Annotated in this window: 8 protein-coding genes; 3 read left to right on the forward strand and 5 right to left on the reverse strand. The window is 75.1% G+C overall.

The genetic code is table 11. The features are described 5' to 3' along the window. From VGD85_RS02855 to VGD85_RS02865, 3 genes are all read left to right on the forward strand, one after another. The coding region (locus VGD85_RS02855) for a DUF2877 domain-containing protein (RefSeq protein ID WP_331061935.1) at positions 1-489 on the forward strand (489 nt) is incomplete at its 5' end. After that, complete coding sequence (locus VGD85_RS02860; protein ID WP_331061936.1) at positions 486-1,910, forward strand: FdrA family protein; 1,425 nt, start codon at positions 486-488, stop codon at positions 1,908-1,910. The genes VGD85_RS02855 and VGD85_RS02860, both read left to right, overlap by 4 nt. Next, complete coding sequence (locus VGD85_RS02865) at positions 1,907-3,328, forward strand: DUF1116 domain-containing protein (protein WP_331061937.1); 1,422 nt, start codon at positions 1,907-1,909, stop codon at positions 3,326-3,328. The genes VGD85_RS02860 and VGD85_RS02865 overlap by 4 nt, the downstream gene beginning before the upstream one ends. A 133-nt stretch (positions 3,329-3,461) precedes the next feature. On the opposite strand, the gene VGD85_RS02870 is transcribed toward VGD85_RS02865, so the two are convergent. The 5 genes from VGD85_RS02870 to VGD85_RS02890 form a co-directional block, all read right to left on the reverse strand. Further along, positions 3,462-4,271, reverse strand: coding sequence for an ABC transporter permease (locus VGD85_RS02870; RefSeq protein ID WP_331061938.1), 810 nt, complete (start codon positions 4,269-4,271; stop codon positions 3,462-3,464). Continuing rightward, the gene (locus VGD85_RS02875; RefSeq protein ID WP_331061939.1) at positions 4,271-5,245 is read right to left on the reverse strand and encodes an ATP-binding cassette domain-containing protein; all 975 of its coding nucleotides are present in this window, start codon (positions 5,243-5,245) and stop codon (positions 4,271-4,273) included. Before VGD85_RS02875 ends, VGD85_RS02870 begins: the two co-directional genes overlap by 1 nt. A 40-nt stretch (positions 5,246-5,285) precedes the next feature. Beyond that, a complete protein-coding gene (locus tag VGD85_RS02880; protein ID WP_331061940.1) occupies positions 5,286-5,621 on the reverse strand; it encodes an MGMT family protein in 336 nt (111 codons plus the stop codon). Then, positions 5,618-6,154, reverse strand: a complete 537-nt coding sequence (locus VGD85_RS02885; RefSeq protein WP_331061941.1) for a hypothetical protein — start codon at positions 6,152-6,154, stop codon at positions 5,618-5,620. The genes VGD85_RS02880 and VGD85_RS02885 overlap by 4 nt, the downstream gene beginning before the upstream one ends. Further along, on the reverse strand, positions 6,151-7,383 hold a 1,233-nt coding region (locus tag VGD85_RS02890), incomplete at its 5' end, for a DUF58 domain-containing protein (RefSeq protein ID WP_331061942.1). The genes VGD85_RS02890 and VGD85_RS02885, both read right to left, overlap by 4 nt.

Here is a 7,383-nt window from a genome sequence, read left to right on the forward strand (position 1 = left end):
GCCGACCTCGACCCGGTGCCCGCGGCGGCGACGGCGGCCGTCCGGGCGGGCGTCCTCCACCTCGACGGCACGCCGCTCGGCATCGGCCGTCTCGTCGACGTGCAGGTCCCCCGGGTCCGCGCGAGCGGCACCACGCCCGCCGACCCGCCCGGCGACGTGGCGACGATGGTGGGCCGCGGGGACGGGCTCACGCCGTACGACGACGACGTGCTCTGCGGCTGGCTCGCGGTGCACCGCGCCGCAGACGTCGCGACCGATGCGGTCGACGCCGAGGTCCGGGCCCACCTGCACCGCACCACGCTGCTCTCGGCGACCCTGCTCGACTGCGCGATGCACGGCGAGGTCATCCCCGAGTTCGCGGCCTGGCTGGCCGACCCCCACGACCCCGCTCGCGCCGCGACCCTCGCGGCCGTCGGGCACACCTCCGGACGCGGGATGCTGCAGGGGGCCCGCGTCGCCCTCGCTCACCTGGAAGGCGCTGCCGCATGACCACACTCACCCATGTCGAGCTCAGGCCCGGCGCGTACGCCGACTCCGTGACGCTGCTGCAGGTCAGCCGCGTCGCCCAGGGGCTCGACGGGGTGCTCGCCGCCCAGGTCGCGATGGCGACCGCGCTCAACATCGAGGTGCTCACCGAGATGGGCTTCGAGGTGCCGCCGCAGGCGGGCACCAACGACCTGGTGGTCGCCCTGCGGCTGGAGACCCCCGACGCACTGGCCGGGGCTCTGGCCGGTGTCGACGAGGCGCTGCGCGCGGCCAACCGCCGCGAGGAGGGATCGGCCACGATCGCGCCCCCGCGCACCACGAGCAGCGCGCTGCGGCGCTCTCTTGACACCTCGGGCCACGACACCGTCGCCCTGGTCTCGGTCCCCGGCCCGAACGCCTTCGTCGAGGCGATGGACGCGGTCGACGCCGGCCGCGACGTGATGGTGTTCAGCGACAACGTGCCGCTCGACCAGGAGATCGTGCTCAAGCGCGCGGCCGCTGACCGGGGCGTGCTGGTCATGGGCCCCGACTGCGGGACGGCCGTCGTCGGAGGTCTCGGGCTCGGGTTCGCGAACGTCGTCTCCCCCGGACCGGTCGGCATCGTCGCCGCCTCGGGCACCGGCTGCCAGCAGCTGCTGGTCCTGTTGGACCACGCGGGCGTCGGCGCCACCTCGGCGCTGGGCGTCGGCGGGCGCGACCTGTCCTCGGAGGTCCGCGGCCTGGCGACCCGCGAGGCCCTGCGCCGTCTCGACGAGGACCCGGGCGTCGAGCTGATCGTGCTCGTCTCCAAGCCACCCGCCGACGACGTCGCCGACGAGATCGGGGCGTACGTCGCCTCCCTGGGCACCCCCGTCGAGCTCGCGCTCCTCGGCCCCGGCCGCCCCGACCTCACCGCCGCCGCCGAGTCGGTGCTGCACCGGCTGGGCCGACAGGTCCCGTCCTGGCCCGTCGACCCGCCCGAAACTTTCGGGCGGGTCAACGGGACGGCACTCCGCGGACTGTTCGTCGGCGGCACGCTGGCCAGCGAGGCCCGGCTGATCGCGACCGAGGCGCTCGGGGCCGACGCCGGCCACACGTTCGTCGACTTCGGCGACGACGAGTACACCGCCGGTCGCGCGCACCCGATGATCGACCCGTCGATCCGGCTCGAGCACCTCGCCCGCGCCGCCGCGGACCCGACGACCGGCGTGCTGCTCCTCGACGTCGTGCTCGGCCACGGCGCCGAGCCCGACCCCGCCGCCGCTCTCGCGCCGGCGATCGCGGCCGTCGACCGGCCGGTCGTCGTCGCGGTCGTCGGCACCGACGCCGACCCCCAGGGCCGCGACCGTCAGGTCCGCGCGCTGGTCGCCGCCGGCGCCGAGGTCCACCTGTCCAACGCCGGCGCCACGCGCCGGGCCATCGAGCTGCTGGGAGAGACCCGATGACGACCCCCCAGACCGTCGTGAACGTCGGCGCGGACCTGCTCGCCGACGCCGTCGCCGACCAGGCGGTGGCGGTGACCCGCGTCGACTGGCGCCCGCCGATGGACGGCACCGCCACCGACCTGGCCACCGTGGCCGCCGACCCCCGGCGCCGCGCGGCCAACGACCGGGCGCTGGCCGCGATGCTCGGGGTGACCGCGACGCTCGTCGACGTGGTTCCCGCCGCCGAGGCGCTCGGGCTCGAGCCGGGACAGTTCCTGCACGCGGGCCCGCCGATCGGCTGGGACCGCGCATCCGGCCCGCTGCGTGGAGCGCTGATGGGTGGCGCCGCGCTCGAGGGCCTGGTCGCCGACCCCGAGGACGCCGTCGCGCTGTTCGAGTCCGGCCGCGGCGTCTCGCTGGAGCCCTGCCACCACCGCGGGGCGGTCGGCCCGATGGCCGGCGTGGTGACACCGAGCATGTGGGTGTTCGTGCTCGAGGACCCGGCCACCGGTCGGCGTACGCACTGCACGCTCAACGAGGGCCTCGGCAAGGTGCTGCGGTACGGCGCGTACTCCCCGGAGGTGCTGACCCGGCTGCGCTGGATGGGCGACGTGCTCGGGCCGCTGCTGCAGCGCGCGGTGCGGACCGTGCGCGACTCCGAGGCGGGCCCGGTCGACGTCACCGGCATCCTCACCCAGATGCTGCAGATGGGCGACGAGGCCCACAACCGCAACCGCGCCGGCACGCTGATGCTGCTGCGCGACCTCTCCCCCGCGATGGTCGCCTCCGTCGACGCCGGCGCGGCCGCGAGCGACGTCGCGGAGGCGCTGCGCTTCATCGGCGGCAACGACCACTTCTTCCTCAACCTCGCGATGCCGGCCTGCAAGCTCGCGCTCGACGCGGCGCGCGGCATCGAGGGCTCGACGATGGTCGTGGCGATGGCCCGCAACGGCACCGACTTCGGCATCCAGGTCGCCGGCACCGGCGACGAGTGGTTCACCGGCCCCGCCCAGCTCGCCGACGGGCTCTACCTCGGCGACTACGGCCCGGAGGACGCCAACCCCGACATCGGCGACTCCGCGATCACCGAGACCGCCGGCATCGGCGGCTTCGCCATGGCGACGGCGCCGGCGATCGTGCGGTTCGTCGGCGGCTCGGTGCCCGACGCGCTCGCGACCACGCGGCGGATGCACGAGATCACGCTCGGTGAGAACCCGCGGTGGTCGGTGCCGGTGCTGGAGTTCCAGGGCACCCCGACCGGCATCGACGTGACCCGCGTGTGCCGGACCGGGATCCTGCCCCAGATCAACACCGGCATGGCCGGCAAGCTCGCCGGCGTCGGGCAGGTCGGCGCGGGCCTCGTCACCCCGCCGGCCGAGATCTTCCCGAAGGCGCTCGCGCGGCTGGCGGAGCTGGCCGCCGGGAGCCGACGCACCTGACCGAACTGCTCCCCGACCCGCACCCCCACGACAGATGCGTCAGGTGCGCGGGGGCGCGGCGCCGACGCACCTGACCGAACTGCTGCCCGACCCGCACCCCCACGACAGATGCGTCAGGTGCGCGGGGAACGCGTCAGCGGCTGGCGGCGCGGCGGTACAGCCGGATCGAGAGCGGCACGAACACCGCGAGGATGATCACCACCCACAGCAGCGTGTAGAGCACCGGGTGCTGCAGCGACCACACGTCCGGCGCGGGCGCCCGGGGGTCGGTGTTGCCGAACATCTCGCGCGCGGCCTGGGTGACCGAGGAGACCGGGTTCCAGTTGGCGAACGTCGCGAGCGGGCCGGGCAGGCTCGAGATCGACACGAACGTGTTCGCGATGAACGTCAGCGGGAAGATCACGATGAACGACGCGTTGTTGACGACCTCGGGCGTGCGCACCGTGAGCGCGACCGCCGCCATGATCCAGGAGATCGCGAACGCGAACGCCACGAGCACGAGGTAGCCGCCGGCCGCCTCGAGCACCGACGAGCGGATCCGCCAGCCCACGACCAGACCGGTCAGGCTCATCACGAACAGGCTGACCAGGTTGATGCCGATGTCGGAGACCGTGCGCCCCACGACGACCGAGGACGACGACATCGGCAGGGAGCGGAACCGGTCGATGATGCCCTTCTGGAGGTCCTCGGCCAGGCTGTAGCCGGTGAACGTCGCGCCGAAGACGACCGTCTGCGCGAAGACCCCGGCGATGAGGAACTCGCGGTAGTTCACCCCGGTGTCCTGGGTGCCGATCGCGTTGCCGAAGACGTAGGCGAACAACAGCACGAACATGATCGGCGACAGCGTCGTGAACACCAGGACGTCGGGCACCCGCACGATCTTGCGCAGGTTGCGTCGCGTGATCACCCAGGCGTCGGAGACCCCCTCGGTCAGGACGGCCATCAGGCGGCTCCTTCCTCGTCGGTGGGCTCGGGCTCCTCGGCGACGTGCCCCGTCAGGGCCAGGAACACGTCGTCGAGCGTGGGCCGCCGCAGCGCGGCCTCGGCGACGGGGACGCCGGCCCGATCGAGCCGGTCGAGCAGCTCGCGCAGGTCGCGGGTGCCGCCGTCGACCGAGACCGTCAACCGCCGATCGCGTACGTCGACCACCGGCTCGCCGACGCCCAGGCCAGTGAGCGCCCCGGCGGCCGCGGCCAGGTCGGCACCGACCGGGAGCCGCACGTCGACCTCCTCGCCACCGACCTGGGACTTCAGCTCGTCGGCGGTGCCGAGCGCGATGACCGTGCCGTGGTCGATCACCGCGATCCGGTCCGCCAGCCGGTCGGCCTCCTCGAGGTACTGCGTGGTGAGCAGCAGCGTCGTGCCGCCGCGCACCAGCTCCTCGATCACGTCCCACATGCCGACCCGGCCGCGTGGGTCGAGGCCGGTGGTGGGCTCGTCGAGGAAGATCACCGGCGGCTTCGCCACCAGCGCGCCGGCCAGGTCCAGCCGTCGGCGCATGCCGCCCGACCAGCCCTTGACCACCCGGTCGGCGGCGTGGGCGAGGTCGAACTGGTCGAGCAGCTCGCGCGCCCGGGCCCGGCTCGCCGCGGCACCGAGGTGGTAGAGGCGTCCGACCATGTCGAGGTTCTCGAAGCCCGTCAGGTGCTCGTCGACGGCGGCGTACTGGCCCGACACCCCGATCCGGCGTCGCAGCTCACGCGGGTGGCGCAGCACGTCGATGCCGCTGACCTCGGCGTGGCCGCCGTCGGGCCTCAGCAGCGTGGTGAGCACCCGCACCGCGGTGGTCTTGCCGGCCCCGTTGGGGCCGAGCAGCCCGAGCACGGTGCCCTCCTCGACCTCCAGGTCGAGACCGTCGAGGGCGGTGACCGAGCCGTACGTCTTCACCAGGCCGGTGGCGCGGATCGCGGTGGGCATGGCACCACTGTGCCGGGGCCCACCGACAGGAGCCAGAGACTTATGTCTCGAGGTGCGGGCCGAGCCGGGGCCGCGAGAAGGCCCGCGCCATGTCCACCTTGCCGGAGGGACGCAGCGGGGTGCCCTCCTCGAGGTAGGCCTGGCGCGCTTCGCCGTCGTGGCACGTCGGCGGGGACCCGTCGGCGTGGACGACCCGCCACCACGCGACCGCGCCGCCCTGGGTGGACATCACCGAGCCCACCTGGCGGGGCCCGCCGCCGCCGAGCAGCTCGCCCACGACCTCCGCGATCGCGCCGTAGGTGGTCACCCGCCCGCGGGGCACCGACTCGACGCACTGCAGCACCCGCTCGGCGTACTCCTCGGGGTCGATGCTCACCGCTCCTCCTCACCGGTCAGCGCGGCCGTGGCCAGGACCGCGGCCACGCAGGACGCCACGATGCCGAGCACCCAGACGCCCGGCTGCTCCGGCTCGTCGCCCAGGAGCCGGGACACCGCCCACGCGACCGGCGCCGTCAGCAGGACCAGGACACCACGGCGCGCCCACAGCCGCACGGTCGCCGCGTCGACCTGCATGGTCGCCGGACCGTACGACGCGAGCACCCCGGCCACGTGCGCCACCACGAGCCCCGCCGCCCCTGCCAGCACCCAGGCCGACGTGCTGTGGCCGAGACCGGCGGCCCACCAGCCGAGCACGACCAGGAGCGGTGCCACGCCGAACGGCGAGTCCGGCACCCAGGCCGACGCGCCCGCGAGCGCCGCCACCACCGCGACCAGCCACCACGGCGGCGCGTGCCCCGCGGGGCCGGCGGCGAGCACGGAGAGGACCGGTCCCAGCAGCACGAGCGCCCGCAGCGCGACCTGCGACCGGGCCCAGTCGTCCGGCGCGGAGTAGGCCTCCAGCGGGGTCACCGGCCCACCACCCGCGGCAGCTCGGCGCGCCGGGCCAGCCGGCGCAGCACGTCGTCGATGGTGCCGGGACCGCGCCAGGCGACCACCGGGCAGCCGAGCGCCGCGAGCCGGTCGAGCACCACCGATCGCTCCAGCATCCGCATCCGCCACGCGAGCCCGGCGAGCACCGGGTCGGCGCCCTCGGGGACGTCCGGGCGCGCATCGGGCGGGAGCGTGTCGACGACCAGCACCGCGACGCCGCGCCGGGTCAGCGTCGCCGCGACCGTGCCGACGGACTCCGCGAGCATCGGGGACAGCACCACCACGACGACCCCGCCGGTCACTCCCAGCTGGAGCAGGCCCGTGTCGGCCTCCCCCACCTCGCCGATCCGCACGGTCGCCAGCCGGTCCTGCAGCCGGCGCAGGTGCCGCGCCCCGGCGCCGTACCCGACCTGCTCGCGGCCGCGACCGATCACCCGCAACGCCACCCGGTCGCCCTGGCGGACGTGGTGCTCGGCGATCGCGGAGGCGGCACGTACGCCGAGGTCCAGGCTGCTCGCGGCGCCGTCCACGCCGTCGGAGGCGCCGAGGTCGGCCAGCGCGTCGACCACCAGCAGGACCCCGGTGTCCTCCTCAGCCCGCGTCGTCACCACGTGCAGGTCGCCGGTGCGCAGGGAGACCCGCCAGTTGACCCGGCGCAGCCGGTCGCCCGGCTGGAACGGCCGGATCCCGGCCAGCTCGGTGCCGCTGCCGCCGCGGCGGGACCGGTGCGCGCCGACGAGGCCGAGTGGCTGGGGCGCCTCGGCGCGCGAGTCGTAGCGGGTGGAGCCGGGCAGCACGCGGGTCCACTGGCCCCCGAGGCCCACCGGGCCGAACCGGTAGCCCGCCCACGGGGTGTAGAGCGCGACCTTCTCCTGACCGAGCATCCGGCGGCCCCAGCGGCGCGGGCTGATCTCGACCTCGGGCACCCGGCCGTCGAACAGCCGGCCCACCCGGCCCCGGCGCGGCCGGGTCACGACGTACGGCGGCTGGCCGGTCACCCGGGTGAGGTACTCGACGTCCTCGGCGTCGGCGACGCTCAACCGCGAGGTGGTGCCGACCCCCTCGTGCAGGGTGAGGTGGTCGAGCCGGGAGTCGAGCACCGGGTCGCGGGTCGGTCGGTGCACCAGGCCGAGCGCCGCCAGCGTCACGAACGGTGCCGCGAGCGCGACGAGCGCGGGCTGGCCGGACAGGGCGGCGCCGAGGACCCC

Origin of the sequence: Nocardioides sp., from assembly GCF_036401255.1 — a bacterium.
In the GTDB taxonomy this organism is placed as follows: domain Bacteria; phylum Actinomycetota; class Actinomycetes; order Propionibacteriales; family Nocardioidaceae; genus Nocardioides.